Source organism: Cupriavidus sp. 05T41 (genome assembly GCF_056396525.1).
This window is the reverse complement of record NZ_JBFTLQ010000006.1, coordinates 63,034-88,082: the sequence shown is the minus strand read 5'-3', so window position 1 is coordinate 88,082 and position 25,049 is coordinate 63,034. Positions and strand designations below refer to the sequence as shown.

The window sequence follows — 25,049 nt, the reverse complement described above, 5'->3', positions numbered from 1 at the left end:
CCGTGGCTGGCTGTGCATTGGCATTGGTGGAGCAGGGGCGGTGTCGGTCGCGGCGCCCCCACCGGGAAACGCGCCGCGACGCGGGGGCGTGAGGTCTAGACGCGGTTCCAGTCGAATGCCGCCTTGTCGCCCTTGCCGTAGACCTTGAGCGCACCCTTCTCGCCGACAGCGTTGGGGCGCTGGAAGATCCAGTTCTGCCAGGCAGTCAGCCGGCCGAAGATGCGGGTGAACATGTTCTCCGGGCCGTTGAAGCGCAGGTTGGCTTCCATGCCGGTGAGCGCGTCGGGCGACATGGCCGCGCGCTCTTCCAGCGCGATGCGCACTTCATCGGTCCAGTCGATGTCGTCCGGGTTGGCAGTGACCAGGCCCAGCGCATGGGCGGCGTCGGCGTCGAGCGCCTGGCCGGCGCGGGCGCGCACCGCTTCCAGCGCGGGCTGCTCGTCGTAGAAGCGGCGGCCCAGGCGGCTCTGGCCCGTCACCATCGGGTAGAGCCCGAAGTTGGTCTCGGCCACGGTGATCTTCGGCGCGCGGGCTTCATCGTCCGGCAGCGCGAGGTGGTAGCTGCGGTCGCAGGCCAGCGCAAGCTCGAGGAAGGTGCCGGCAAAGCACGAGCCCGGCTCGATCAGCGCGAACAGGCTGCGCGACGACACGTCCAGGCGCGACAGCGTGCGGCGCAGCAGGCCGATGGTCTCGCGCACCAGCCAGTGGTCTTTGTGCGCCAGCAGCGTGGCGTCCATCGCCAGCACGTTGGCGGCCTCGCCTTCGGTCTTGATCAGCCAGGTGCCGATGTCGAGCTCGTTGGTGCGCATCGACAGGATGGCGTCTTCCAGTTCGCGCCCCAGTTGCAGCGGATACCAGGCGGCGCCGGCTTCGGCGATGGCGCCGAGCGTCTGCGGCTGGGTGGCCGACGGCGCCTTCACGGTAAAGGTAGCCTTGCGGCCCGCGCGGTCGATCTCCACCGTGACGTGGGTGTAGCGCAGGGCGTCGGCTTCCACGGTGCATTCGACCGGGGTCAGCGCCACGCCGCGGCCGTCGGCCGGCCGGTCGCTCTGCGCCGCCAGCGCCAGCGCGCGCTCCTGGACCTTCTGCGCGAACACCGCGGGCTTGGCGATATCGTCCACCAGGCGCCAGTCCTTGGCGCGCTGGCCGCGCACGCCCTCGGTGGTGGTGCAGAAGATATCGGCCAGGTCGTGGCGCACGTGACGCTTGTCGGTCACGCGGGTCAGGCCGCCGGTGCCCGGCAACACGCCCAGCAGCGGCACTTCGGGCAGGCTCACGGCGGAGGAGCGGTCGTCGACCAGGATGATCTCGTCGCAGGCCAGGGCCAGCTCGTAGCCGCCGCCGGCGCAGGCGCCGTTGACCGCGGCGAGGAATTTCAGGCCGCTATGCGTCGAGGAATCTTCCAGGCCGTTGCGGGTTTCGTTGGTGAACTTGCAGAAGTTCACCTTCCAGGCGTGGCTGCTCACGCCCAGCATGAAGATGTTGGCGCCGGAACAGAACACCTTGTCCTTGCCGCTGGTGACCACCACGGTGCGCACTTCGGGATGCTCGAAGCGGATGCGGTTGACCGCGTCGTTCAGTTCGATGTCGACGCCGAGGTCGTAGCTGTTGAGCTTGAGCTTGTAGCCCGGGCGCAGGCCGGCATTCTCGTCAATGTCCACCGCCAGCGTGGCAACGGGGCCGTCGAACGTCAGCTTCAGGTGCTTGTATTGGGACGGGTCGGTCTGGTAGTCGACGCGGGGGGCGGTAGTCATGCTGTGTCTCCTCAGCGATGAAGCACGATAGTGCATTGATCGGAATCCAGTGCAACGAAATATAGTTCATGCACTGAATTTACGTCAAGCACTATTGTGCATCTTTTCGCGGAAGAGACCCGCAGGCCATGCGACGGCTAGAGCGGTAGCTGCAAGGCCCTGCGCACGACGTCCCGGAGGGACGCGAAGGTCGCATCCAGCGGCTCGGCGCTGGTGTCCACGCTGAACTCCGCCTTGGAATAGAAGGCCGCGCGACCGGCCAGGATATGGCGCAGGTCTTCCATCGCCTCCTTGCTGGCGGCCATGGGGCGCAGGTCGCCCTGGGCGCGCACGCGGTTCATATGGTCCTCCGGGTCGGCCTGCAGCCAGACCGTGGTGCAGTGGGCCAGCAGCAGGTTGAAGGTGGCCGGATCGGACACCAGCCCGCCCGGCGTGGCGATCACCGCTTCCGGATAGATCTGGATGGCCTCTTCCAGCGCGCGCCGCTCGTAGCGGCGGTAGGCGTTCATGCCGTACAGGCCCTGGATTTCCGAGATGCTGCACCCGGCGAACTGCTCGATCTCGCGGCTCAGCTCCACGAACGGGAAGCCGAGATCCTCCGCCAGCATGGCGCCCAGCGTGGATTTGCCGGCGCCACGCAGGCCGATCAGCGCCACCCGCGGGCTGCGCGCGGCGTTGCCGCCGCCGGTGCCCAGCATCTCGCCGATGGCAATGCGCACGCGCCGCAGCGTGGCTTCGTCGCGATGCTCCAGCAGTTCACGGATCAGCAGCCACTCCGGCGACGAGGTGGACACGTCGCCGAGCAGTTCCGCCAGCGAGCACTGCAGCGCCGTCGCGACCTGCTGCAACACCAGGATGGACGCGTTGCCGCTGCCGTACTCCAGGTTGGCCAGGTGCCGCTCCGAGACATCCGCAGCCTGCGCGGTGGCCTTGCGGGTCAGGCCGCGGCGCGCGCGCAGGTCGCGCACGCGCTCGCCAAGCGAGACCAGCAGCGCGTTTTTCTCGCCCGCGGCGGCGTTGGCCGGCTGCGTGCCGCCGGCGTCGCCCTCGCCCCCGGGCGCAGGCTGCCCGGTCGGAGTTAACCCGGGAACATGCAATATATTGCTTGACATGATTTCTTGTCGGCTCTATGTTTCACACATGCACAATAATGCATGAATCGTCGGTATGCAACCCGGCTAAGTCTAATGGAGCCCCCCAGATGTCCCCAACCGAATTCCGTGCGCAGATCGCGCGGCTGACGGCGCAGATCGCCGGCCGCCCGCTCGATGCCAGCCTCGACGCCTGGCTCAACGCAGAGCACGGCGCCACCAGCCCCACCTACCGCGAACTCAAGGCCGCCTGCGAGACCGGCGTGGCCGAAGGCTGGCTGTGCAACCGGGAAGGCGGCGGCATCCGCTACGGCCGCATCTTCAAGCCGGACGACGAACTGCACGGCTTCTCGGTGGACGTGGTCGACATGCAGGACATCGCCGGGCCGCACCACGTGCATCCGGATGGCGAGATCGACCTGATCATGCCCGTCGAAGGCGAAGCGCGATTCGACGGGCGACCCGCCGGCTGGCTGGTCTGCCCGCCCGGCAGCGCGCACCGGCCCACCGTCACCCAGGGCCGCGCCCTGGTCCTCTATCTGCTGCCCGCCGGGCGCATCGAATTCACCCGTTAGGCAACCCGCAGGAACCGCACCATGACCGAACTGCTTTCCAACCATCTCGGCGGCCGCTGGCAGGCCGGGACCGGCGCCGGCACGGCGCTGCTCGATCCCGTGCTGGGCAACGAACTGGTGCGCGTGGACGCCACCGGGCTCGACCTCGCCGCCGGCTTCGCCTTCGCCCGCGAACAGGGCGGCGCGGCCTTGCGCGCGCTCACCTACCGCGAGCGCGCCGCCATGCTGGGGGCCATCGTCAAGGTGCTGCAGGCCAACCGCGACGCCTACTACGACATCGCCACGGCCAACAGCGGCACGGTCAGGAACGATTCGGCGGTCGATATCGACGGTGGCATCTTCACGCTCGGCACCTACGCGAAGATGGGCGACGCGCTCGGCGAGCGTCGCTTCCTGCTCGACGGCGAGGCCGCGCGCCTCGGCAAGGAGCCACTATTCCAGTCGCAGCACGTGCTCACGCCCACCCGCGGCGTGGCCTTGCTGATCAATGCCTTCAACTTCCCCGGCTGGGGCTTGTGGGAAAAGGCCGCGCCCGCGCTGTTGTCCGGCGTGCCGGTCATCGTCAAGCCCGCCACCGCCACCGCCTGGCTCACGCAGCGCATGGTGCGCGACGTGGTCGAGGCCGGCATCCTGCCGCCCGGCGCCCTGTCCGTGGTATGCGGCAGCGCGGCCGGCCTGCTCGACCAGTTGCAGCCGTTCGACGTCGTGTCCTTCACCGGCTCGGCCGATACCGCCGCGCTGATCCGCTCCCATGCGGCGGTGACGCAACGCTCCGTGCGCGTCAATATCGAGGCCGACAGCGTCAACTCCGCGCTGCTGCTGCCCGGCGAGGCAGCCGGCAGCGAAGCCTTCGACCTGCTGGCGCGCGAGGCCGTGCGCGAGATGACGGTCAAGTCCGGCCAGAAGTGCACCGCCATCCGCCGCATCTTCGTCCCGGAACCGCTCTACGACGCCGCCGCCGAGGCCATCGGCGCGCGCCTGCGCAAGATCACCGTGGGCAACCCGCGCAACGATGCGGTGCGCATGGGCGCGCTGGTCAGCCGCGCACAGCTTGGCGCGGTGCGCGAAGGCCTGGCCTGCCTGCGCTCGCAGGCCGACGTGCTGCACGACGGCGCCACGCACGCGCCGGTGGATGCCGACGCGGCCGTGGCGTGCTGCGTCGGCCCCACCCTGCTGGGCACGCGCGACGCCGACGGCGCCGACCGCGTACACGACACCGAGGTCTTCGGCCCGGTGGCCACGCTGGTGCCCTACCGCGACGCCGCTCACGCGCTGGCGCTGGTGCGGCGTGGCCAGGGCTCGCTGGTGGCGTCGCTGTACGGCAGCGACAGCGCCGCGCTGGCTGCCACGGCCGTGGAACTGGCCGACAGCCACGGCCGCGTCCACGTGATCTCGCCTGAAGTGGGGCAGCTCCACACCGGCCACGGCAACGTCATGCCGCAATCGCTGCATGGCGGCCCGGGGCGCGCGGGCGGCGGCGAAGAGCTGGGCGGACTGCGCGCCCTGAACTTCTATCACCGCCGCAGCGCCGTGCAGGCCGGCACCGACGTGCTCGCACACCTGTAAGCCAGCGCGCGACAAACCCACCGATACGGGGAGACAAGCATGACCGCCGAAACACAAGTCCAGCCGCCCGGAGCGCCCTTCAATTTCGCGCAGCACCTGATCGAGCGCAATGCGCTGCGCGCGACCAAGACCGCCTTTGTCGACGACCACGGCAGCCTGAGCTACGGCGCGCTGGCCGAGCGCGTGCGCCGCCTGGCCGCCGCGTTGCAGGGCTGCGGCATCCACCGCGAAGAGCGTGTGCTGCTGCTGATGCACGACTGCAACGACTGGCCCGTGTCCTTCCTCGGCGCGATGTACGCCGGCATCGTGCCGGTGGCGGTCAACACCCTGCTCACCGCCGAGGACTATGCCTATATGCTGGGGCACAGCCGCGCCCAGGCGGTGCTGGTATCGGCGGCGCTGCTGCCGGTGCTGCGCCAGGCCATGGCACAGGGCGGCCACGAAGTGAAGACGGTCATCGTCTCCCGTCCCGACGGCGCCCCCGACGGCGGCGCGCTTGCGCTCGACGCGCTGCTCGGCGGTCACGCGCCGCTGCCCGCGCCCGCCGGCACCGGGCCCGACGACCCCGGCTTCTGGCTGTATTCCTCGGGCTCCACCGGCCGCCCCAAGGGCGTGCTCCACAGCCACGCCAACCCGTACTGGACGGCGGAGCTGTACGCCAAACCCATCCTCGGTCTGGACGAGCACGACACCTGCTTCTCCGCGGCCAAGCTGTATTTCGCCTACGGGCTCGGCAACGCGCTGAGCTTTCCGCTCAGCGTCGGCGCCACCGTGGTGCTGATGGCCGAGCGCCCGACCCCGGAGGCCACCTTCAGGCGCTGGCTGGCGCATCGGCCCACGGTCTTCTTCGGCGCGCCGACCGGCTATGCGGGCATGCTGGCCTCGCCCGCCCTGCCCGCGCGCGGCGAAGTGGCGCTGCGCCTTTGCTCTTCCGCTGGCGAAGCCCTGCCCGCCGACCTCGGCGAACGCTTCACCGCGCACTTCGGCTGCGACATCATCGACGGCATCGGCTCCACCGAGATGCTGCACATCTTCCTGTCAAACCGCCCCGGCCAGGTGCGCTACGGCACCACCGGCTGGCCGGTGCCGGGCTACGCGGTGGAGCTGCGCGACGAGGAAGGCCACCCCGTGCCGGATGGCGAGGTGGGCGAGCTGTATATCCAGGGCCCGAGCGCGGCGCTGATGTACTGGGGCAACCGCGAGAAATCGCGCGAGACCTTCCGCGGCGGCTGGACCAAGAGCGGCGACAAGTACGTGCGCAACCCCGACGGAAGCTACTGCTACGCCGGCCGCAGCGACGACATGCTCAAGGTCAGCGGCATCTATGTGTCGCCGTTCGAAGTGGAAGCCACGCTGGCCCAGCATCCGGCCGTGCTGGAGGCGGCCGTGATCGGCGTGCCCGACGACGCGGGCCTGACCAGGACCAAGGCCTTCGTCGTGCTGAAGGCCGGCGCGCAGGCCGGCGAGGCGGAATTGAAGGCCTTCGTCAAGGAGCGCCTGGCGCCCTACAAGTACCCGCGCGTCATCGAGTTCGTTGCCGCGCTGCCCAAGACCGCCACCGGCAAGATCCAGCGCTTCCGGCTGCGCGAACTGGAAGGCGCGCCGGCCTGAAGCCCGCGCCGCGTGCCACACCCCGACCGCCGCGGCCACGCGGCGGCGAAAAACACAACGGAGACAACCATGCGTCAGATCGATGTCCACAAGCTGGCCGACGAGGCCCGCTTCAACCGCTTCCACGGCCAGGTGCTGTTGTGGTGCGCCCTTATCATCATCTTCGACGGCTATGACCTTGCCGTGGTCGGCATTGCGCTGCCTTCCATCATGAAGAGCATGGGCGTCGACGCTACCAGCGCCGGCTTCATGGTCAGCTCGGCGCTGTTCGGCATGATGTTCGGCGCCGTCGTCATGGGCACCGTGGCGGACCGCCTCGGCCGGCGCGTCGCCATCGCCATCTGCATTGCGCTGTTCAGTGTGTTTACCGCGGCAGCAGGCTTCGCCAGCGACCCGGTCAGCTTCAGCGTCACGCGCTTCCTGGCGGGGCTGGGCATCGGCGGCGTGATGCCCAATGTGGTGGCGCAGATGACCGAGTACTCGCCGCGCAAGATCCGCGGCACCATGGTCACGCTGATGTTCAGCGGCTACTCCGTGGGCGGCATGCTGGCCGCGCTGCTCGGCAAGGGACTGATCGAAAGCTATGGCTGGCAGTCGGTATTCGTCGCCGCCGCGCTGCCGGCGCTGCTGATCCCCGTGGTGCTCAAGGTCATGCCCGAATCCATGCCCTTCCTGGTCAGGACCGGCCGCCTCGACACGCTCAAGCGCATCGTGTCGCGCCTGGAGCCGGCCTACCAGCCGCGGCCCGATGACTAGTTCGCCCTGCCCGCCACCGACAAGGCCGGCGACGCGCCGATCGGCAAGCTGTTCCAGGACGGCCGCGGCTTCAGCACCGTGATGTTCTGGGTCGCGTTCTTCATGTGCCTTTTCATGGTCTACGCGCTCAGTTCGTGGCTGACCAAGCTGATGGCCAGCGCCGGCTACAGCCTGGGCTCGGCGCTGACCTTCGTGCTGGTGCTGAACTTCGGCGCCATGATCGGCGCGATCGGCGGCGGCTGGCTGGCCGACCGCTTCAATATCAAGTACGTGCTGGTGGGGATGTATGCACTGGCGGCGGTGTCCATCACGCTGCTGGGCTTCAAGGTGCCCACCGAAGTGCTGTTCCTGCTGGTGGCGCTGGCCGGCGCGTCGACCATCGGCACGCAGATCGTGACCTATGCCTACGCGGGGCAGTTCTATCCGATGGCGGTGCGCGCCACCGGCATCGGCTGGGCCTCGGGTGTGGGCCGCAGCGGCGCCATCCTGGCGCCGATCGTGATCGGTGCCCTGGTGGGCATGGCGCTGCCGCTACAGCAGAACTTCATGGCGATCGCGGTGCCGGCGGTGATCGCCGTGGTGGCGGTGCTGCTGATCGATCACCGGCGCTCGGCCTCGGCCATGCATGCGGGTGGCGAAGCCGCGCAGCCCGCCGCGCACGCGCCGGCGCTGGCGCAGGCCGGGCGCTCCGCTTAGGGCATGCCCGTCACGACGCGGTCTTCGCCTCCTGATAGGCCGCGTACAGGCGCTTGAACACCGGCCCCGGCACGCCCGTACCGACGGTCTTGCCGTCGATGCGCACCACGGGCAGGACCTCCTTGCTGGCCGAGGTCAGCAGGACTTCGTCCGCCGCCATCACTTCATCGAACGTGATGCGGCGGGCCTCCAGCGAGATATCCAGCGCCGCGCATAGCTCTTCCATCCAGCCGTAGCGGATGCCTTCGAGGATCAGGTTGTCCTTCGGCGGCGCCGCGACGCGGCCCTTGCGGACGATCCACACATTGGAGGCGGAAGCCTCGGTCAGGAAGCCGTCGCGGAACTGGATGCTCTCGGTGGCGCCGTGCTCCACCGCGTTCTGCGCCGCCAGCACATTGCCCAGCAGCGAGGTGGACTTGACCTGGCAATGCAGCCAGCGCTTGTCCTCCTGCGTCACGCACGACACGCCCTGCTCGCGCATCTGGGCCGACGGCGGCGTCATCGGGTTGGTCATGATCAGCACGGTGGGCGTCACCTCCTTCGGGAAGGCATGGGTGCGCCGCGCCACGCCGCGCGTGACCTGGATGTAGATCATCTGGTCGGACAGGCCGTTGGCCTTGACCACGCGGTCGATCAGGGCGATCCACTCGGCATCGGTGTGCGGGTTGGGAATGCCGATGGTTTCCTGGCTGCGGGCCAGCCGCGCCAGGTGCTGCGGCAGGCGGAAGGGCTTGCCGTTGTAGATGGGCACGACTTCATACACGCCGTCGCCAAAGATAAAGCCTCGGTCCAGCACGGGAATGCGGGCTTCGGACAGGGGCGTGAGTTCGCCGTTGAGGTAGACAATGTCTTCGTTCATGGGGGCAGGCTTCGGGCAGGTTCCAGCGTGGATGGGGTGCGATGCGCGCATCGAGCACAAGCAGCGCATGGGGGCATTCTTCCACAAGCCGCATCGCCTGGTTATGCAAAATAGGCATGAGCTGCTTCCAGCCCGCTTCCACGGCGGCCGTGTGCTTTCTGCCTCACCGTGGCCCGCACGCCATCCTTGATCCCGCCGCAAGAATCATTTGCCGGCCGCGGGGTTTTTGCAAAGCCCGCCCGTCCCGATAATCGCTTCATCCAACCGATATCCGACGAGCGAGGCAACCATGCTGTTCACCCCCTACACCTTTGGCGACATCACCACGCGCAACCGCATCGTGATGCCGCCGATGACCCGTTCGCGCGCTGCCGCGGGCGATGTGGCAACGGACCTGATGGCCGAGTACTACGCGCAGCGCGCCGGCGCCGGCCTGATCATTTCCGAAGGCACGCAGATCAGCCGGCAAGGGCAGGGCTATGCCTGGACGCCCGGCATCTATACCGACGCGCAGGTACGCGGCTGGCGCAAGGTGACCGACGCGGTGCATGCCGCGGGCGGCAAGATCTTCGCGCAGCTCTGGCACGTGGGCCGCGTCTCCCACAACTCGCTCCAGCCCGGCGAGGCCGCGCCGGTGTCGTCGTCCGCGCTGGTGGCCGAAGGCGTGAAAGTGTTCGTCGACGCCAGCGGCCAGGGCCCGCAGGGCGGCGTGGGCGAGATGATCCAGCACTCGGCGCCGCGCGCGCTGTCGATCGACGAGATCCCCGGCATCGTGGCCGACTACGCGAACGCTGCGCGCAATGCCCTGGCGGCCGGCTTCGACGGTGTCGAGCTGCATGGCGCCAACGGCTACCTGATCAACCAGTTCATCGACTCGCAGGCCAACGCCCGCACCGACGCCTACGGCGGCTCGCTGGCCAACCGCCTGCGCTTGCTCAAGGAAGTGGCGCAGGCCGTGACCGACGTGGTCGGCAAGGACCGCATCGGCGTGCGCCTGGCGCCGCTGACCACGCTGCAGGGCGCGGTGGACGACACGCCACAAGCCACCTACCTGGCCGCCGCGCACGCGCTCGGCCAGATCGGCGTGGGCTATATCCATATCGCCGAGGCCGACTGGGAGGATGCGCCCGTCATGCCAGCCGCCTTCAAGGAAGCGCTGCGCGCGATCTATCCCGGCACCCTGATCTACTCCGGCAACTACACCGGGCCGCGTGCGCAGGAAGCGCTCGCCAGGGGCTGGGCCGACCTGGTCGGCTTCGGGCGCGCGTTCATCGCCAATCCGGACCTGCCCTACCGCCTGCAGCACGACCTGCCGCTCAACGCCGGCGACCGCGCCAAGTACTTCGGTGGCGGCGAGGCGGGCTACACCGATTACCCGAGGCACGCCAGCAACGCCGCGCCCCAGGCCGATGCCGCATAACCCCGCCGCGATGGAGAACGCCATGCACAGCGCACTGGACAAACTGACGGCGGGCGGCTTCAGCGTCGGCTTGGAACTGCCGCTGGACAACGACTGGTCGCCCGCCGGCGAACTCGCCCGACGCCAGGCCGGCCGCCTTCCCGGCGAGCCCGACCTGGCACGCCATGGCGAACTCGCCAGGCGCGCCGACCGGCTGGGCTTTCGCGCGCTGTGGGTGCGCGACGTCCCGCTGTACGACCCGCAGTTCGGCGACGCCGCGCAGGTCTTCGAGACCTTCAGCTACCTGGGCTACCTGGCCGGCGTGACCGAGCGCATCCTGCTCGGCACCGCCGCGGTGGTACTACCCCTGCGCGAGCCGATGCTGACGCTGAAATCCGCCGCCACCGTGAACCACCTCAGCAACGGCCGGCTGCTGCTCGGCGTCGCCAGCGGCGACCGCCCGGTCGAATACCCGGTCTTCGGCCGCGACTTCGCGCGCCGCGGCGAAGCGTTCCGCGAGCAGGTGGCGCTGCTGCGCGATGCCGGCGCGGCACGCCTGCCCGAAGGCGTGCGCATGCTGCCGCGCCTGGACGCACCGCTGCCGCTGCTGGTGGCCGGGCTCGCGCAGCAATCGCCTGCCTGGGTCGGCGAGCACATGGATGGCTGGCTGGCCTACCCCGGCACGCCCGAGGACCACGCGCGCCGCAGCGCAATGTGGCGCGGCGCGGCCGGCGCCAAACCCTATGTCAGCTTTATCCACCTGGACCTGCTGGACGATCCCGATGCGCCGATCCGCCGTCACCGCTTTGGCGCGGCGGTCGGGCGCAAGGGGCTGGTTGCCGAGCTGGAGGCCATGCGCGCGGCAGGCGCCGCGCATATCGGCCTGCACTTTCGCCGCAGTCACCGGCCAGTGGGCGAAGCGATGGAGGAAATCGCGGCGCATGTGCTGCCGCATTTCCATGGCGATGCGCAGACCGCCGGGAATGCGCCGCAAGGCGCGCTGGCGGCCTGAGCCCGGGGATGCCAGGCGGCAAGCAAAATCTGCCGCGGCTTGTCTTCGCCGGCCCCTCTCCCGTTCCACGCGAGAGGGGAAAAAAACCGTCGCGGGCGAGCCGTGCGGAAAGCGATTCCGCAATCCTTTTCCGCCGCACCGGCTAGTCGCGCGCGCGGCTCCCGCCAATACTGCCTCCATGGCATCCGCCGCCCCCGCCCGACACCCTCACCAGGAATCCATCATGCAAACGAATCCCGCCCCGCAAGCTGCGCCATCCGCGCCACTGACCATCATCGCCCACGTGCGCGCCAAGCCCGGCACGCAGGCGCGCCTGCTCGCCGCGCAAGTCGGTCTGGTGGCCGCGGCAAGGCAGCATCGCGGCTGCCTGCGCTATGAGCTGCACCAGTCCAATACCGAAGAGGGCTTCGTCATCTTCGTCGAGCAATGGGCATCGGCCGCGCAATGGCGCGATCACATGGAGAGCCCTTACATGAATGCGTTCCGCAGCGCGGCCGGCGATTGCATCGGCGAATTCTCGCTGTACGAGATGCACGCTGCAGCGTAAGCGGCCGGCTATCCCGCGCCCGGCGCGCCGCGCCGACGCGCTCCACCAGGAAATCGATAAAGACCCGCACGCGTTGCGGCATATGCCGCTGGTTGCTGAAGATCGCGTGGACCTCTTCCTTGTCGCCCGGGTTGAAATCCTCCAGCAGGGGCACCAGCCGCCCCGCCTCGATATCCCTGGCCACGTGGAACATGCCCAGCCGGCTGATGCCCAGTCCATCCAGCGTGAGCTGGCGCATGGTCTCGCCGTTGTTGGCCAGCAGGTCGCCGCGCACCGGCATGTAGACGGTCTGCTTGTCGATCGAGAACGGCCACTCGTCCACCGAGCGCCGGAAATTGAAATTCAGGCAGTTGTGCTGCGCAAGCGCCTGTGGCGCGTGCGGCACGCCGTGGGCCGCCACATAGGCAGGCGCGGCCACCACCACGCGCCGGCTTTCCCCCAGGATGCGCGCGCGAAAGCTGGCGTCGGCCAGCGGGCCCATGCGGATCGCCACGTCGATCCGCTCTCGGCGCAGGTCCACCAGTTCGTCCGTGAGCGAGATGTCCAGCGTGATGCCCGGGTAGCGCCGGCGGAACTCGGGCAACAGCGGCAGCAGCTGGTGCGTGCCCAGCGGCAGCGAGGCATTCACGCGCAGCACGCCGTGCGGCGCCGCCGAGCCCTGCGCGAGATCCTGCCTATGCCGATGCGGAACGCAAGTTCATGAACGAGAACCGGCCGTCCTCGCTGATCCTGCGCCTGGCCAAGCCCGCCGAAGTCGCCAGTGTCGTCGCCTTCCTCGCCAGCGAGCGCGCCGCCGTTGTCAACGGCGCGGCGATCCGGGCCGAGGGCGGCACCGTGCAGACCATCGCCTGATGGCCGCGCGCCCGGCGCCGGCAAGACAACGCGCGCCGCCGGATATTGCCGGCGGCGCGCGTGATGCAAGCCGGGGCGAACCCCGGCAAGCGCTGGCTTCAGTCCCAGGCCGGTGCCAGGCCATCCGGGCTGGTGAGGCGCTCGCCGCGGTCCAGCGCGGCGATGGCGGCCATGTCGGCATCGCTCAGGCGCACCGCCGGCGCACCCAGGTTACCCTGCAGGTTGGCGCGCCTGGTGGACGACGGGATCACCGCGTAGCCGAGCTGCATGGCCCAGGCCAGCACCACTTGCGCGGCAGTCGCGCCCAGGCGCCCGGCGATCCCCAGGATCACCGGATCCTGCAGCGCGCGGCCGTAGCCCAGCGTCATGTACGACGTGACGTGGATGCCCTGGCTGCGCGCGAACTCCACCACCTTGCGGTTCTGCAGGAAGGGGTGCAACTCGACCTGGTTGGTGGCGATCGCCTGCGCGCCAACGGCGTCGATCGCCTCGCGCATCAGCGCGATATTGAAGTTGGAGACACCGATCTGGCGGGTCAGGCCCTGTTCGCGGGCCTCGGCCAGCGCAGTCATGAACTCCGCCACCGGCACCGCGCCGCCGGGCGACGGCCAGTGGATCAGGGTCAGGTCGACATGGTCGGTGCGCAGCTTGGCCAGGCTCTGCCTGAGGCTGGGCACCAGCTTGTCGCGCGAGAGGTTCTCGACCCAGATCTTGGTGGTGAGGAACAGCCCGGCGCGCGCCACGCCGCTCTCGGCGATGGCCTGGCCGACTTCGGCCTCGTTGCCGTAGATCTGCGCGGTGTCGATGGCACGGTAGCCGACCTCGAGGCCGTTGCGCACGGAGTCGATGACGGTCTGGCCTTGCAGGCGGAAGGTGCCGAGGCCGAGTGCGGGAATGCTCATGGTTCTTTCCATTGTCAGAGGGTTGACAGCCGGGGCTGACGGCAGCCCGGCCGCGAAGGGTTCAGGATGGATTGCGGGACTGGCGGCAATCGCCCCGCGCCGCTCAGTCGAGCGGCATCGCGTTTTCGATCCAGCCGGTCACCGAGCCATGCGCGGGTTGCCAGCCAAGCTCGGCCCGCGCGCGGCGGGCGCGCACGCGGCTGTTGGAGCCGAAGGAGTAGCGTGCGGGCCCTTCGCCCCAGACCGGCGCGGCCTCGGCCACGGACCACGACTGCACCGGCCCGAGCCCGAGGCGCCGCGCGATGGCCGCGCCGATCTCGGCATAGGACGCCTCGCCGTTCTCGACGAAGTAGAAGGCGCCGGCCGGTGCGTGCTCCAGCGCCAGCGCGTAGAGCGCGACGGCGTCGTCGATATGCACGTTGGACCAGCGGTTCACGCCCGCCCCGACCACACGCACCACGCCGCTGCGCCGCGCCTGCGCCACCAGCGGCGGAATCTGCACACTGTGCGGATGCAGCCCGGCGCCGGTGCCGTAGATCATGCTGTTGCACAACACAGCGCTGCGCACGCCGTGCGCGGCCGCGTCCAGCACCATCTGGTCGATGGCATGGCGTGCCTGCTTGCCGGGCTCCACCACCAGCGGCGTGTCTTCGTCGAAGATGTGCCCGGACACGGCATTGCCGCCGACATCGTCGCCGATCACGCTGGAGCCACTGGTGTGCAGGAAGGGCTTGCCCGAGCCGAGCAGCCCGGCCAGCAGCGCCTCCACGGCACCGCGGTGGTCGCTGCTGGCGGTGTTGATGACGGCATCCGCCCGCGCGGCTTCGCGCGTCAGCAGGGCCGCGTCGTCCAGCGTGCCGGCCACGGGCACGATGCCGCGCCCGGCAAACAGCCCTGCCTGGGCCGGATTGCGCACCAGGCCGCGCACGGCGTGGCCATCGGCGAGCAGGCGCGCGGCCACCGAGCCCCCGATAAACCCCGCGGCGCCGGTAATGAAGACTTGCATGGGAAGGCTCCTTGTGGCCGGAACGACTGCCGGCCCTTGTACATGGCCAGAGTATCCCCGCTCCCCGCCGGCGGAATAACCGGCCCGCGTGCAGAAGATAATTGATTCCGGCGCAAGAATCGGCCAGGGCGGCGGGAGCCGCGCCACCGCGCTCTCACGCGCCTGGGCGAAAAGGCCGGCGGATCGGCTGCGCGGGGCGGGGCACGGGCAGCCGGCAATGCCGCGTGCCCGCGCGTTGTCGCCCCCGCGCGACGCGAGCCACCCGCAGGCGCGGCGCGGCTCTATAATCCGCGCACCCTGCCAATCATGGCCATCGCCCGGCCAATCACTGCCCTCATGCTCAAGGAAACAGCGGAAGCCCGCCCGACACGCCGCTACGTCGAGAAGCGCGAGGCGATCCTCGACGCCGCCGCGCGGCTGTTCAACCGCAAGGGCCTGCGCGGCGCCACGCTTTCGGACGTGGCGCAGGAAGTCGGGCTGAGCACCAACAGCATCACCTACTACTACCGCAAGAAGGAAGACCTTGTGGTGGCCTGCCTGCTGCGCACCATCGACGAGATTGCGGGCATCGCCGACGCCACCGCGGACGAGCCCCTGCCGCAGGAGCGCGTGCGCCGCTTCATCACGCTGTTCTTCGCGCGGCTGGCCCGCACTGCCACCGGCGAGCGTCCGGAGCTGATGAGCTTCCGCGAGATCCGCGCGCTGCCCGAAAGCCATGCCGAGGTGGCCTTCGCGGCCTATACGGATATGTTCCGCCGCATCCGCAAGCTGCTGCGGGACGCTGCCCCGCGCGACGCGGCCGAGCGCAACACGCGCAGCGCCGCCGCCCACCTGCTGCTGTCGCTGACCAGCGGCGCCATGACGTGGCTGGAGCGCTACGAGCCGCAGGACTATCCCAAGGTGGCGGACACGGTGGTGGACATCCTGCTCAACGGCTTTGCCGCGGCGCGGTCGCGCTGGGATGCGGGCGTGGCAGCGCCGCTGCCGCCCGGGCCCGATCCGCAGGAAAGCACGCAGGAAGCCTTCCTGCGCGCCGCCACCGACCTGCTCAACGAACTCGGCTACCGCGGCGCCTCGGCGGACCGCATCTCGGCGCGGCTCAACCTCACCAAAGGCTCGTTCTACCACCACAACGAGAACAAGGACGACCTGATCTCCGCCTGCTTCGACCGCATGTTCGCCGTCATCCGCGATACGCAGGCGCGCGTGGAAGCAGGCCCGGGCAGCGGCTGGGACAAGCTGTGCGCGGTCGCCCGCGCCCTGGTCGGCTACCAGTTCTCCGGGCAGGGGCCGCTGCTGCGGCTGACCATCTACGGTGCGCTGCCCGAGGACATGCGCAAGGAAAAGATGCTCGTCATGAGCCGCCTTTCCACGCGCTTCGTGCGCTTCCTGGTGCTGGGCATGCAGGACGGCTCGATCCGGCCGCTGGATCAGTCGATCGCATCGCTGCAGGTCAACGGCATGATCAACGCGGCGGTGGAATTGCGGCGCTGGGTGCCGGATGCGTCGGGCGAGAATGCCGCCGACCTCTTCATCCGGCCCCTCTTCATGGGCATCTTCTCGGGCCGCTGAGCGTTGCCCGGGGCGGCGCTAGTCTTCCAGGTGGCAGGCCACCATCTGCCCGCCGCCGCGGTCCCGCAAGACGGGATCTTCCGTGCCGCAGCGGGCCATCGCGCGCGGGCAGCGCGGATGGAAGCGGCATCCCGCCGGCGGGTTCAGCGGGCTCGGCACTTCGCCGCGCAGCACGATGCGCTCACGCTTCGCTTCGGCTTCCACGCTGGCCACCGGCACCGCGGACAGCAGCGCCTGCGTATAGGGATGCCGGGGGTTGGCGTACAGCTCGTCGCGCCCGGCGATCTCCACGATGCGCCCCAGGTACATCACCGCGATGCGGTCGCTGATATGGCGCACCACCGCGAGGTCATGCGCGATGAAGACATAGGTCAGGCCCAGGCGCCGCTGCAGCTCCATGAACACATTGACCACCTGCGCCTGGATCGAGACGTCCAGCGCGGAGACCGGCTCGTCGCAGACGATCAGGCTGGGTTCCACCGCCAGCGCGCGCGCGATGCCCACGCGCTGGCGCTGCCCGCCGGAAAACTCATGCGGGTAGCGGTCGGCCATATAGGGCAGCAGGCCGACCATCTCCAGCAATGACGCAACCCGCGCGCGACAGCATTCGCGGTCGCGCGCCATGCCGTGCACCTCGAGCGGCTCGCCGATGATATCGCGCACCTTCATGCGCGGGTTGAGCGAGCCGAACGGATCCTGGTAGACCATCTGCACGCTGCGACGAAAATGTTTCTCCTGCGCCTTGCCGAAGCTGGCGAAGTCCTCGCCTTCGAAGGTGATGCGACCGCTGCTGGCGGCAAGCATCTTGATGATGGCGAGCCCCGTGGTGGATTTCCCGCACCCGCTCTCGCCCACCAGGCCCAGCGTCTCGCCGCGCCTGAGCGCGAACGAGACGCCGTCGACAGCCTTCACCGAGCCGACCTGGCGCTTGACGAACGCACCCCTGGTCACAGGGAAATGGACCTTCAGGTTCTCGACGCGCAGGATCTCGTCGCCGCGGCGGGCGGCCGCGCGCGTGGCATTGCCGGCACCGGCGGCGCTGGTATCAGTCATGGTCATGGAGGAAGCACGCCTTGAGGTGACTGTGGTTCGAGCGTACGGGCTGCAGCGCCGGGCGCGAGACGCCGCAGCGCTGGGCGGCCAGCCGGCAGCGCGGCATGAAGGCGCAGCCCGGCGGCAGCGCGGTGAGGTCCGGCGGCTGGCCGTCGATCGGCACCAGCGGCTGGCGGGTATCGCCGTCGATCCGTGGCACCGACGCCATCAGGCCGCGTGTGTACGGGTGCGCCGGCCGCGCGTACAGGTCGCGCGCGGAGGCGGTCTCGACCATGCGGCCGCCGTACATCACGGCGACGCGGTCGGCATAGCGCGCCACCACGCCGAGGTCGTGCGTGATCAGGATCAGCGCGGTGTCCGAGCTGGCGGCCAGCGCCTTGAGCAGGTCCAGGATCTGGGCCTGCACCGTCACGTCGAGCGCGGTGGTGGGTTCGTCGGCGATGATCAGCTGCGGCTTGCAGGCCAGCGCCATGGCGATCATGGCGCGCTGGCGCATGCCCCCGGAGAACTGATGGGGATAGGCACCCAGGCGGCTCTGCGGCTCGGGGATCTGCACCTTGGCGAGCAGCTCGCCGGCAATGCCGAGCGCGGTCTTCCACGGCATGCCCTGGTGCAGGTTGACCGGCTCCGCGATCTGTTTTCCCACGGTGAGCGCGGGATTGAGCGAGGACATCGGCTCCTGGAAGATCATCGCGATGCGGTTGCCGCGGATGGCACGCATGCGCGCGGCGCTGAGCTTGAGCAGATCCTGCCCGTCGAACAGGATCTCGCCGGACTCGATGCGGCCGGCCGGCCTGGGGATCAGCCCCAGGATGGACAGGGCCGTGACGCTCTTGCCCGAGCCGGATTCGCCGACGATGGCCAGCGTCTCGCCGGGCGCCACGCCGAACGAGACCTGGTCCACCGCGGTGACCACGCCGCGGTCGGTACGGAAACGCGTGGTCAGCTTGTTCACCTGCAGGATCGGCTGCGTCATGCGGGCCTCCATGAAGTGGCTTCGGTGGCGCGGGACCGGCGTTGCGCCGGCGGCCCGCGCGTTGGCATCGCGGGACGAACCGGCCTCAGAACCCCATCTTCTTCTTCATGTCCTGGTCGATCCACATGCGCGCGTAGATCGGGCCGGGACGCACCGCGCCGGCGCGCAGCTCGCCGTTGTAGTTCTTCACCCAGGGCCACCACGCGGTGTACTGGTAGGGCGTGGGCAGCCAGATATACGGCGCATCGGCCAGCACGTCGCGCGTGAGCGCGCGCAGCGCTTCCTGGCGGCGCCCGAGGTCGCGCATCTGGAACGCCTCGCCTACGCGCTGCTCGTACTTCGGGTTGCCCCACTGCGCTGCGTTCCAGACCTGGCCCAGCACGAAGCTCTTGCGGATCGTGGTGGTCGGGTTGGTGTGGCCGTTGCTCATCAGGTAGCCGGGCGCGTTGGTCCTGGTGGTCATGGCCGAGAGGAAGGCGCCGTACTCCATCGGCTGGATCTCGATCTTCACACCCACCTGCTCCAGGTAGGCGCCGATCAGCGGTAGCAGCTCCAGGTGGTCCGGCTGGCAGGCGCACACCTGCACCTTGAAGGTGAAGCCCTTCGGGTAACCGGCCTCGGCCAGCAGCTTGCGCGCCTTGTCCGGGTTGTAGGTGTAGAGCTCCTTGACCGAGTCCGGCATGGCGCTGAGCGGCTCGAAATAGCCTGCGTACTCCGGGTGCTGCGGATAAGCGAACAGCTCGGCGTTGCCGCCGTAGAACTGCTTGACGATCTCCTCCTTGTTGACCGCCATGTTCAGCGCGCGCCGCACGCGCAGGTCGGTAAACGGCTTGGTATCGACGCGCAGCGCCAGGTACTGCCCGTTGGTGGACAACCAGCGAGACCACTTCAGCGCGGGCGCGTTCTTCTTGAGTTCATCCACCGCGCTCCAGCCGATGTTCTCCAGCACGTCGATCTTGCCGGTGCGCAGCATGGTGTTGCGGGTGCCCTCGTCCTTGACCGTGCGCAGCACCACCTTGTCGACGAAAGGCAGCTTGTAGTCCTTGCCGCCGATCTTGTCGCTGTCCCAGTACAGGGTGTTCTTCGCATAGGTGGTGGCATTGCCCTGCACGAAGTTGCTCAGCACGAAGGGCCCGCTGCCGTTGACGTTCTTCCAGTTGCCGGCGCCGGCCGTCGCCACTTCCTTGGGCATCACGCCGGAGTAGTAGCCCCAGCCGAAGCGGTAGTCCCACTCGGCGTTGAACTCCTTGAAGCGGAACATGACCGTGTACTTGTCGGTCGCCTCGACCTTGGAGAGGTGGTCGTAGTAGGTCGGGATCTTCTTGGCGCTGCTGTTCTGGCGGCCATAGCTGTAGACCACGTCCTCCGCGGTCAGCTCGCGCTCGGCCATCACGCCGGGCTTGGCGGGAAACTTCACGCCCTTGCGCAGTCTGACTTCCAGCGTCAGCGGATCGAGCCATTTCCAGCTCTCGGCAAGCTCGCCGCGGATGGCATCCTCGGGCAGCCAGGCATCGGCATGGAAGGCGTACTTGCCGCCGTTGCGCTTCGCCTTGGAGAGGTCGGCCACGAACAGCTGCTCGTAGACCTGGCCGGTATCGTAGTTCTGCTTCCAGTTCCAGTCCGCCAGGTCCCAGGACAGGGCCGAGATGGTCGGGTACATCGAGCCGATTTCGAGATTGCCGCCATACTTCGGCGCTTCGGCCTGCGCGCATGCGCCGCCCGCTGCCAGCGCCAGCGCCATGCCTGCGGCCAGCAAGGCTGCCGTTCCGTTCGAGCCAGTTCTGTTCAAACCGCGTCCCTCCGTCTTTGGTCTCGTCAAGTGGGCCGCGCGTGCCGTCGGCTCGCGCGCCGGATCCTCCCGGGCCTGGCGTCATGGCGCCGGCCTCTGCTTGGTCTTCCTGCGGCGGCGCGCTTACCGGGATCCGCGCATGCGCGGATCGAGCAGGTCTCGCAGGGCATCGCCATAGACATTGATGGCGTAGACCACCACCGTGAGACACACGCCTGGCGCCAGCGCCAGCCACGGCCCCTGGAACATGAAGGTGCGGCCGTTGCCCGACAGCATGCCGCCCCAGGTCGGCGCGGGCGGCGGCACGCCGAGGCCCAGGAAAGACAGGCCGGACTCCGCCAGGATCGCGGTGCCCACGCGCGTGGTGAACAGCACGATGATGGGCGGCAGGACATTGGGCAGGATATGGCGCCACAGGATGCGCCCGGTGGACGCGCCCATCGAGCGGGCGGCATGCACGTACATGTTCTCGCGCACCGATACCACCGCGCTGCGGATGATGCGCGAGCCGCCCACCCCGAGCAGCAGGCCCAGCGTGCCGATGATCTGCCAGCTGCCGGGGCCGAGCACCGCGACCACCACGATCAGGATCACCAGGTCCGGAAAGCTCATCCACGCATCCACCATGCGCTGCACGATCATGTCGAACTTGCCGCCGAGATAGCCGCTCAGGATGCCCACCAGCACCGAGATCGCGGTGGCCAGCGTGGCCGCCGACAGCCCGATGATCACCGAGAGCCGCGCGCCGTAGAGGCAGCGCGAGAGCATGTCGCGGCCGAGGTTGTCGGTGCCGAAGGGATGGGCCCACGATGGCGGCTGCAGCCGCTTCATCATGCTGATCTCGTTGACGCCGTATGGCGCCAGCCAGCCGGCGAAGATGCCGCAGAACAGGAAGACCAGGCAGATCACCGCGCCGGCCGCGCCAAGCGGCTTCTCGCGGAACAGGCGCCCGGCCAGCGCGATGGCGGCAGGCGCGCGGCGCCCGGGTGCGGGCCGCGCGGCTTGCGCCGGCTCGATTGCGGGCGCGTTGGCGACTGGAGGGGCCATCAGCGGTGCCTCACTTTCGGATCGAACAGCCCGTAGCTCAGGTCCACGAGCAGGTTGATGAGCATCACGGCAACGCCGACCACCAGGAACACGCCGGTGATCACGGGGTAGTCGCGCTGGTTGACGGCATCGAGCAGCAGCAGGCCCATGCCCGGCAGCACGAAGATCTGCTCGATCACGACCGCGCCGCCGATCAGCAGCGGCGCTTGCAGGCCGATCAGGGTCACCACGGGGATCAGCGCATTGCGCAGCGCATGGCGCAGGATCACCAGCCGCTCGTCCAGCCCCTTGGCCCAGGCGGTGCGGATGTAGTCCTGGCGCAGCACCTCCAGCATCATGGTCCGGGTCATGCGCATGGTGATGGCCGACAGCGCCATGCCCAGGATGACGGCAGGCACCAGCATGTTGACGACATGCTGCAGCGGGTTCTCGAGGAAAGGCACGTAGCGCACCTCGGGCGACCAGCCCCACCAGACCGAGGGAAATACCATCACCATGGTGCCCAGCCAGAAGCTCGGCACCGCCAGCATCAGGATGGAGAAGGAACGCGCCACGTAGTCGGCCGCGGTGTCCTGCCGGATCGCCGACAGCACGCCGATCGGCAGCGCCACCGACAGCGCCACGATCAGCGCCATCACGCCCAGCGAGAAGGTGGCGGGCATGCGCGCCAGCACCATCTTCAGCACCGGCTCGCCCTGCCACAGCGAATGGCCGAGATCGCCGTGCAGCACGATATTGCCGGCCCAGTGCAGGTACTGGCGCCACATCGGCTGGTCCAGGCCCAGCAGGCGGACCAGGTCCTCGCGGCTCTTGGTGTCGGCGCTGATGTCGTTCTGGCTCAGCATCAGGTCCACCACATCGCCCGGCACCATGCGCACGATCACGAAGACGATCAGGCTGGCGAACAGCAGCGTGGGAATCAGCGCCATCACGCGGCGTGCGATGTAGGCGTTCATGATGTCCGCGCCCCGGCTGCCGCCGATCTCGGGCGCACCGCCCCGACAGAAGATACCGCAATCACGATAACGATTTCCGCGCCGACCATTCCGTCTCCTGTCCGGTGCTTCGTGTGATCATCGACTCCAATCGCGCCTGCGTCATCTGATGGCTTAATCAAGCGATATTCGCGTATTCGCCTTGCCTCCAGCCTTGGTCATGCGCTCTTCCATCTGGCGCCCTGCTCTTCTCGAAGATCGAGCAACCAGCATACTCAGAGTTCTAATTCATGACAACCAAAGCGGGCCCCGAATGTCTAGTGGATTTACCTAGGTCTGATGCGGGGCCAGGCGGCTGCTTGTGCGCTGCAAACCGGCAGCGCGAACGCCGGCAACGCACGAGCACGGGCCACGCCGCGCTCGCGCGCGGCGGCCCCGGGGGTGGCTGGATGGAGAGGAAGTTGCGCAGCGCGGCACGCGCCTGCGTACCGCGCCGCGCGCAAGGAGACGGCTAGTAGCCGCGCAGTACGGCCCAGCGCTGCGTATGGAAGTGGCTGTCGCCCAGCAGCGCCTGCGCCGCGCTCGCCCGCTTCATGTAGAAGCCGATCTCGAACTCATCGGTCATGCCCATGCCGCCGTGCATCTGCACGCCCTCCTGCACGGCCAGCAGCGCCGTGGTGCCGGCGCGCGCCTTGGCCGCCGACACCAGCGCCGCCGGCCCGGCGGGGGCTTCGTCCAGCTTCTGCTGGCTGCGCAGCACCAGCGCGCGCGTGATCTCGATCTCGCTGAACAGGTGCGCGGCGCGATGCTGCAGCGCCTGGAACTCACCGATGATCTTGCCGAACTGCTTGCGCTCCTTCAGGTACTGCACGGTACGCTCGAATGCCTCGTCGGCAATGCCCACAAGCTCGGAAGCCAGCGCCGCGCGCGCCAGGTCCAGCACCTGCCCGAGCGGCCCGGCGGCGGCGCCGACCGGGCCGAGCACGGCATCGTCGCCCACCCTCACGTCGCGCAACCGGATGCGCGCCGCATTGCGCGCATCCGCCATCACGGTGCGCTCGACCGAGACGCCCGCGCTGCCGCGCGGCACCAGGAACAGCGAGATGCCGTCGGCATCGTCGGTGCCGCCGGCGGTGCGCCCGGCCACGATCAGCGTATCGGCGACGTGCCCGTCGATGACGAACATCTTGTCGCCGTCCAGCACGAAGCCACCATCCTGGCGTGCCGCGCGCAATGCCTGCCGCTCGGGCCGGTGCGTGCCCTGCTCGTCGATGGCCAGCGCGGTCAGGTGCTTGCCCGCGGCAATGGCAGGCAGGTATTGCGCCTGCTGTGCCGCATTGCCGCAGCGCGAGATCAGCAGCGCGCCGAGCACCGCGGTGGAAAAGAACGGGGTGGGCGCCAGCGTGCGGCCAAGGGCCTCCATGATCACGCCCGCCTCCACCGCGCCGAGGCCGCTGCCGCCGAACTCTTCCGCCACCAGCACGCCGGCGAAGCCGAGTTCGGCAAAGCTGTGCCACAGGTCCGGCGAGAAGCCGGTCTCATCGCGCGTGTCGCGCAGCTTGCGCAGCGTGGAAACCGGCGCGCTCTCGCGCAGGAATGCCAGCGCGCTCTCGCGCAACATTTCCTGCGTCTGGTTCAGTACGATTGCCATGGGTTCGATCTCTCTGCGTGGATTCGGGGAAGCCTCAGGCGCCGGGCAAGCCGAGCAGGCGCTTGGCCACGATATTCAGCTGCACCTCGCTGGTACCGCCCTCGATCGAGTTGGCCTTGCTGCGCAGCCAACCGCGCGCGGTCGCGCCCTCCTGGCTGCGCTCGCTTTCCCACTCCAGCGCGGCGCTGCCGCCGATCGACATCAGCAGTTCGTAGCGTCGCTTGTTGAGCTCCGACCCGTAGTACTTCAGCACCGACGAGAACGCGGCAATGCCTTCGCCCTGGCGGGCGAGATCCATCGCGCGCTCCGCGGCCAGGCCGAAGGCGGCCTCGTCGATCTCGAAGGCGGCGATCTGCGCGCGCAGCATGGGCGCGTCGATCTCGCCGCCCGCGTTGCGCCCGATCGTCTCGGCCGCCAGTTCGCCCAGCGGCTGGCGCACGCCGCGGCTGCCGATGCCGCTGATCATCTCGCGCTCGTGCGTGAGCAGGTACTTGGCGATGGCCCAGCCGCCGTTGGGCTCGCCCACCAGGTTGGCGCGCGGCACCACCACATCGTCGAAGAAGGTCTCGCAGAACGGGGACTTGCCGGAGATCAGCACGATGGGGCGCGTGGATACGCCCGGCGTCTCCATGTCGAACAGCAGGAAGCTGATACCCGTGTGCTTCTGCGCGGAGAAATCGGTGCGCACCAGGCAGAAGATCCAGTCCGCCTTGTCGGCATACGACGTCCAGATCTTCTGGCCGTTGACGACGAAATGATCGCCGCGGTCATCCGCACGGGTCTGCAGCGAGGCAAGGTCAGAACCCGCGTTGGGCTCCGAGTAGCCCTGGCACCAGCGGATCTCGCCGCGCGCGATCCTGGGCAGGTGCTCGCGCTTCTGCGCTTCCGAGCCGTACTTCAGCAAGGCCGGCCCGAGCATCCAGATACCGAAGCTCTGCAGCGGCACGCGGCAACCGAGCGCCTGCATTTCCTGGCGCAGCACCTTGGCCTGCTCGCGGCCCAGGCCCCCTCCACCGTATTCGCGCGGCCATTCCGGCACGGTCCAGCCCTTGTCCGCCATGCGCGCCAGCCACTGCCGCTGCGCCTCGGACTGGAACCTGAACTTGCGCCCGCCCCAGCAAATATCGTCGTCGTTGCGCACCGGCTGCCGCATTTCCTGCGGGCATTGCGCTTCCAGCCAGGCACGTACCTCCTGCCGGAAGGTTTCCAGGTCATCCACGCTTGTCTCCTGTCCTGTTCTTGGTTTTCTTGCCCGCTGCCCGCGGCACAGGCGCGGCTGGCGTAGCTGGTTTATATAATCCGCATCGGTCAACGTCAATACTCCATTTCCGAAACGGAGATAATCCCCCGCTTGCTGGCCATGACCGTCGTGCATGACGTCCCGCCCGCCTCGTGCATGA

21 protein-coding genes and 2 pseudogenes are annotated in these 25,049 nt (G+C 68.8%); 9 read left to right on the top strand and 14 right to left on the bottom strand.

What is annotated here, in order from left to right:
- Positions 1-95: 95 nt before the first annotated feature.
- Together boxC and AC1DKV_RS05570 are read right to left on the bottom strand one after the other, a co-directional pair.
- Entirely contained in the window at positions 96-1,754 is a 1,659-nt protein-coding gene (boxC, locus tag AC1DKV_RS05575) for a 2,3-epoxybenzoyl-CoA dihydrolase (RefSeq protein ID WP_441649794.1), read from the bottom strand.
- A gap of 137 nt (positions 1,755-1,891) precedes the next feature.
- On the bottom strand, positions 1,892-2,866 hold the full coding sequence (locus tag AC1DKV_RS05570; RefSeq protein WP_441649793.1) for a helix-turn-helix transcriptional regulator: 975 nt from the start codon (positions 2,864-2,866) through the stop codon (positions 1,892-1,894).
- A gap of 89 nt (positions 2,867-2,955) precedes the next feature.
- Here AC1DKV_RS05570 and AC1DKV_RS05565 point away from each other — a divergent pair, with 89 nt between their 5' ends.
- From AC1DKV_RS05565 to AC1DKV_RS05550, 4 genes and pseudogenes are all read left to right on the top strand, one after another.
- Positions 2,956-3,420, top strand: coding sequence for a DUF4863 family protein (locus tag AC1DKV_RS05565; protein WP_441613903.1), 465 nt, complete (start codon positions 2,956-2,958; stop codon positions 3,418-3,420).
- 21 nt (positions 3,421-3,441) lie between these two features.
- Positions 3,442-4,986, top strand: a complete 1,545-nt coding sequence (locus AC1DKV_RS05560; protein ID WP_441649792.1) for a 3,4-dehydroadipyl-CoA semialdehyde dehydrogenase — start codon at positions 3,442-3,444, stop codon at positions 4,984-4,986.
- A gap of 39 nt (positions 4,987-5,025) precedes the next feature.
- Positions 5,026-6,597, top strand: a complete 1,572-nt coding sequence (locus AC1DKV_RS05555) for a benzoate-CoA ligase family protein (RefSeq protein ID WP_441613901.1) — start codon at positions 5,026-5,028, stop codon at positions 6,595-6,597.
- Between the two features lie 69 nt (positions 6,598-6,666).
- Positions 6,667-8,049, top strand: a pseudogene (locus AC1DKV_RS05550) (MFS transporter).
- A 10-nt stretch (positions 8,050-8,059) separates the two neighbouring features.
- Here AC1DKV_RS05550 and AC1DKV_RS05545 read toward each other — a convergent pair.
- The gene (locus AC1DKV_RS05545) at positions 8,060-8,908 is read right to left on the bottom strand and encodes a D-amino acid aminotransferase (RefSeq protein WP_441649790.1); all 849 of its coding nucleotides are present in this window, start codon (positions 8,906-8,908) and stop codon (positions 8,060-8,062) included.
- Between the two features lie 289 nt (positions 8,909-9,197).
- Here AC1DKV_RS05545 and AC1DKV_RS05540 point away from each other — a divergent pair, with 289 nt between their 5' ends.
- Both AC1DKV_RS05540 and AC1DKV_RS05535 read left to right on the top strand, forming a co-directional pair.
- A complete protein-coding gene (locus tag AC1DKV_RS05540; RefSeq protein ID WP_441649789.1) occupies positions 9,198-10,328 on the top strand; it encodes an alkene reductase in 1,131 nt (376 codons plus the stop codon).
- Positions 10,329-10,350: 22 nt separating this feature from the next.
- On the top strand, positions 10,351-11,319 hold the full coding sequence (locus AC1DKV_RS05535) for a TIGR03571 family LLM class oxidoreductase (RefSeq protein WP_441649788.1): 969 nt from the start codon (positions 10,351-10,353) through the stop codon (positions 11,317-11,319).
- A 142-nt stretch (positions 11,320-11,461) separates the two neighbouring features.
- Here AC1DKV_RS05535 and AC1DKV_RS05530 read toward each other — a convergent pair whose 3' ends face one another.
- Complete coding sequence (locus AC1DKV_RS05530) at positions 11,462-11,746, bottom strand: hypothetical protein (protein WP_441649814.1); 285 nt, start codon at positions 11,744-11,746, stop codon at positions 11,462-11,464.
- Between AC1DKV_RS05530 and AC1DKV_RS05525 the strand changes: the two genes are divergently transcribed.
- Complete coding sequence (locus tag AC1DKV_RS05525) at positions 11,633-11,866, top strand: putative quinol monooxygenase (RefSeq protein WP_441649813.1); 234 nt, start codon at positions 11,633-11,635, stop codon at positions 11,864-11,866. The genes AC1DKV_RS05530 and AC1DKV_RS05525 overlap by 114 nt on opposite strands.
- Before the next feature lie 49 nt (positions 11,867-11,915).
- Here AC1DKV_RS05525 and AC1DKV_RS05520 read toward each other — a convergent pair.
- Positions 11,916-12,503, bottom strand: a pseudogene (locus AC1DKV_RS05520) (LysR substrate-binding domain-containing protein); the annotation flags it as partial.
- A 62-nt stretch (positions 12,504-12,565) separates the two neighbouring features.
- Here AC1DKV_RS05520 and AC1DKV_RS05515 point away from each other — a divergent pair.
- Positions 12,566-12,718 carry an SDR family oxidoreductase gene (locus AC1DKV_RS05515; protein WP_441649787.1) on the top strand — a complete coding sequence of 51 codons (153 nt, stop codon included), beginning with the start codon at positions 12,566-12,568 and terminating at the stop codon, positions 12,716-12,718.
- A gap of 98 nt (positions 12,719-12,816) precedes the next feature.
- Here the strand turns inward: AC1DKV_RS05515 and dkgB are convergent, their stop codons facing one another.
- Both dkgB and AC1DKV_RS05505 read right to left on the bottom strand, forming a co-directional pair.
- Positions 12,817-13,620 (bottom strand): 2,5-didehydrogluconate reductase DkgB, encoded by an 804-nt coding sequence (gene dkgB, locus AC1DKV_RS05510; protein ID WP_441613893.1) that lies wholly within the window; start codon positions 13,618-13,620, stop codon positions 12,817-12,819.
- 103 nt (positions 13,621-13,723) lie between these two features.
- Positions 13,724-14,626 (bottom strand): NAD-dependent epimerase/dehydratase family protein, encoded by a 903-nt coding sequence (locus AC1DKV_RS05505; RefSeq protein WP_441613892.1) that lies wholly within the window; start codon positions 14,624-14,626, stop codon positions 13,724-13,726.
- A gap of 336 nt (positions 14,627-14,962) precedes the next feature.
- Here AC1DKV_RS05505 and AC1DKV_RS05500 point away from each other — a divergent pair, with 336 nt between their 5' ends.
- Entirely contained in the window at positions 14,963-16,198 is a 1,236-nt protein-coding gene (locus AC1DKV_RS05500) for a TetR/AcrR family transcriptional regulator (RefSeq protein ID WP_441613891.1), read from the top strand.
- Positions 16,199-16,216: 18 nt separating this feature from the next.
- Here AC1DKV_RS05500 and AC1DKV_RS05495 read toward each other — a convergent pair whose 3' ends face one another.
- The 7 genes from AC1DKV_RS05495 to AC1DKV_RS05465 all read right to left on the bottom strand — a co-directional run bounded on the left by AC1DKV_RS05495 (position 16,217) and on the right by AC1DKV_RS05465 (position 24,868).
- A complete protein-coding gene (locus AC1DKV_RS05495) occupies positions 16,217-17,251 on the bottom strand; it encodes an ABC transporter ATP-binding protein (RefSeq protein WP_441649812.1) in 1,035 nt (344 codons plus the stop codon).
- A complete protein-coding gene (locus AC1DKV_RS05490; protein ID WP_441649786.1) occupies positions 17,244-18,227 on the bottom strand; it encodes an ABC transporter ATP-binding protein in 984 nt (327 codons plus the stop codon). Before AC1DKV_RS05490 ends, AC1DKV_RS05495 begins: the two co-directional genes overlap by 8 nt.
- An 85-nt stretch (positions 18,228-18,312) precedes the next feature.
- Positions 18,313-19,968: an ABC transporter substrate-binding protein gene (locus AC1DKV_RS05485; protein WP_441614068.1), complete on the bottom strand. Its 1,656-nt coding sequence runs from the start codon at positions 19,966-19,968 to the stop codon at positions 18,313-18,315.
- Positions 19,969-20,139: 171 nt separating this feature from the next.
- Positions 20,140-21,063 carry an ABC transporter permease gene (locus tag AC1DKV_RS05480; RefSeq protein ID WP_441613889.1) on the bottom strand — a complete coding sequence of 308 codons (924 nt, stop codon included), beginning with the start codon at positions 21,061-21,063 and terminating at the stop codon, positions 20,140-20,142.
- Positions 21,063-22,019, bottom strand: a complete 957-nt coding sequence (locus AC1DKV_RS05475; protein ID WP_441613888.1) for an ABC transporter permease — start codon at positions 22,017-22,019, stop codon at positions 21,063-21,065. The genes AC1DKV_RS05480 and AC1DKV_RS05475 overlap by 1 nt, the downstream gene beginning before the upstream one ends.
- A 490-nt stretch (positions 22,020-22,509) precedes the next feature.
- Complete coding sequence (locus AC1DKV_RS05470) at positions 22,510-23,649, bottom strand: acyl-CoA dehydrogenase family protein (protein ID WP_441649785.1); 1,140 nt, start codon at positions 23,647-23,649, stop codon at positions 22,510-22,512.
- A 34-nt stretch (positions 23,650-23,683) separates the two neighbouring features.
- Positions 23,684-24,868, bottom strand: a complete 1,185-nt coding sequence (locus AC1DKV_RS05465; RefSeq protein WP_441649784.1) for an acyl-CoA dehydrogenase family protein — start codon at positions 24,866-24,868, stop codon at positions 23,684-23,686.
- Positions 24,869-25,049: the final 181 nt, after the last annotated feature.

Excerpts from the sequence above, each read along its gene's own strand:
- boxC (WP_441649794.1), bottom strand. The coding sequence starts at position 1,754 with ATGACTACCGCCCCCCGCGTCGACTACCAGACCGACCCGTCCCAATAC.
- AC1DKV_RS05570 (WP_441649793.1), bottom strand. The coding sequence starts at position 2,866 with ATGTCAAGCAATATATTGCATGTTCCCGGGTTAACTCCGACCGGGCAG.
- AC1DKV_RS05565 (WP_441613903.1), top strand. The coding sequence starts at position 2,956 with ATGTCCCCAACCGAATTCCGTGCGCAGATCGCGCGGCTGACGGCGCAG.
- AC1DKV_RS05560 (WP_441649792.1), top strand. The coding sequence starts at position 3,442 with ATGACCGAACTGCTTTCCAACCATCTCGGCGGCCGCTGGCAGGCCGGG.
- AC1DKV_RS05555 (WP_441613901.1), top strand. The coding sequence starts at position 5,026 with ATGACCGCCGAAACACAAGTCCAGCCGCCCGGAGCGCCCTTCAATTTC.
- AC1DKV_RS05545 (WP_441649790.1), bottom strand. The coding sequence starts at position 8,908 with ATGAACGAAGACATTGTCTACCTCAACGGCGAACTCACGCCCCTGTCC.
- AC1DKV_RS05540 (WP_441649789.1), top strand. The coding sequence starts at position 9,198 with ATGCTGTTCACCCCCTACACCTTTGGCGACATCACCACGCGCAACCGC.
- AC1DKV_RS05535 (WP_441649788.1), top strand. The coding sequence starts at position 10,351 with ATGCACAGCGCACTGGACAAACTGACGGCGGGCGGCTTCAGCGTCGGC.
- AC1DKV_RS05515 (WP_441649787.1), top strand. The coding sequence starts at position 12,566 with ATGAACGAGAACCGGCCGTCCTCGCTGATCCTGCGCCTGGCCAAGCCC.
- dkgB (WP_441613893.1), bottom strand. The coding sequence starts at position 13,620 with ATGAGCATTCCCGCACTCGGCCTCGGCACCTTCCGCCTGCAAGGCCAG.
- AC1DKV_RS05505 (WP_441613892.1), bottom strand. The coding sequence starts at position 14,626 with ATGCAAGTCTTCATTACCGGCGCCGCGGGGTTTATCGGGGGCTCGGTG.
- AC1DKV_RS05500 (WP_441613891.1), top strand. The coding sequence starts at position 14,963 with ATGCTCAAGGAAACAGCGGAAGCCCGCCCGACACGCCGCTACGTCGAG.
- AC1DKV_RS05495 (WP_441649812.1), bottom strand. The coding sequence starts at position 17,251 with ATGACTGATACCAGCGCCGCCGGTGCCGGCAATGCCACGCGCGCGGCC.
- AC1DKV_RS05490 (WP_441649786.1), bottom strand. The coding sequence starts at position 18,227 with ATGACGCAGCCGATCCTGCAGGTGAACAAGCTGACCACGCGTTTCCGT.
- AC1DKV_RS05485 (WP_441614068.1), bottom strand. The coding sequence starts at position 19,968 with ATGGCGCTGGCGCTGGCAGCGGGCGGCGCATGCGCGCAGGCCGAAGCG.
- AC1DKV_RS05480 (WP_441613889.1), bottom strand. The coding sequence starts at position 21,063 with ATGGCCCCTCCAGTCGCCAACGCGCCCGCAATCGAGCCGGCGCAAGCC.
- AC1DKV_RS05475 (WP_441613888.1), bottom strand. The coding sequence starts at position 22,019 with ATGAACGCCTACATCGCACGCCGCGTGATGGCGCTGATTCCCACGCTG.
- AC1DKV_RS05470 (WP_441649785.1), bottom strand. The coding sequence starts at position 23,649 with ATGGCAATCGTACTGAACCAGACGCAGGAAATGTTGCGCGAGAGCGCG.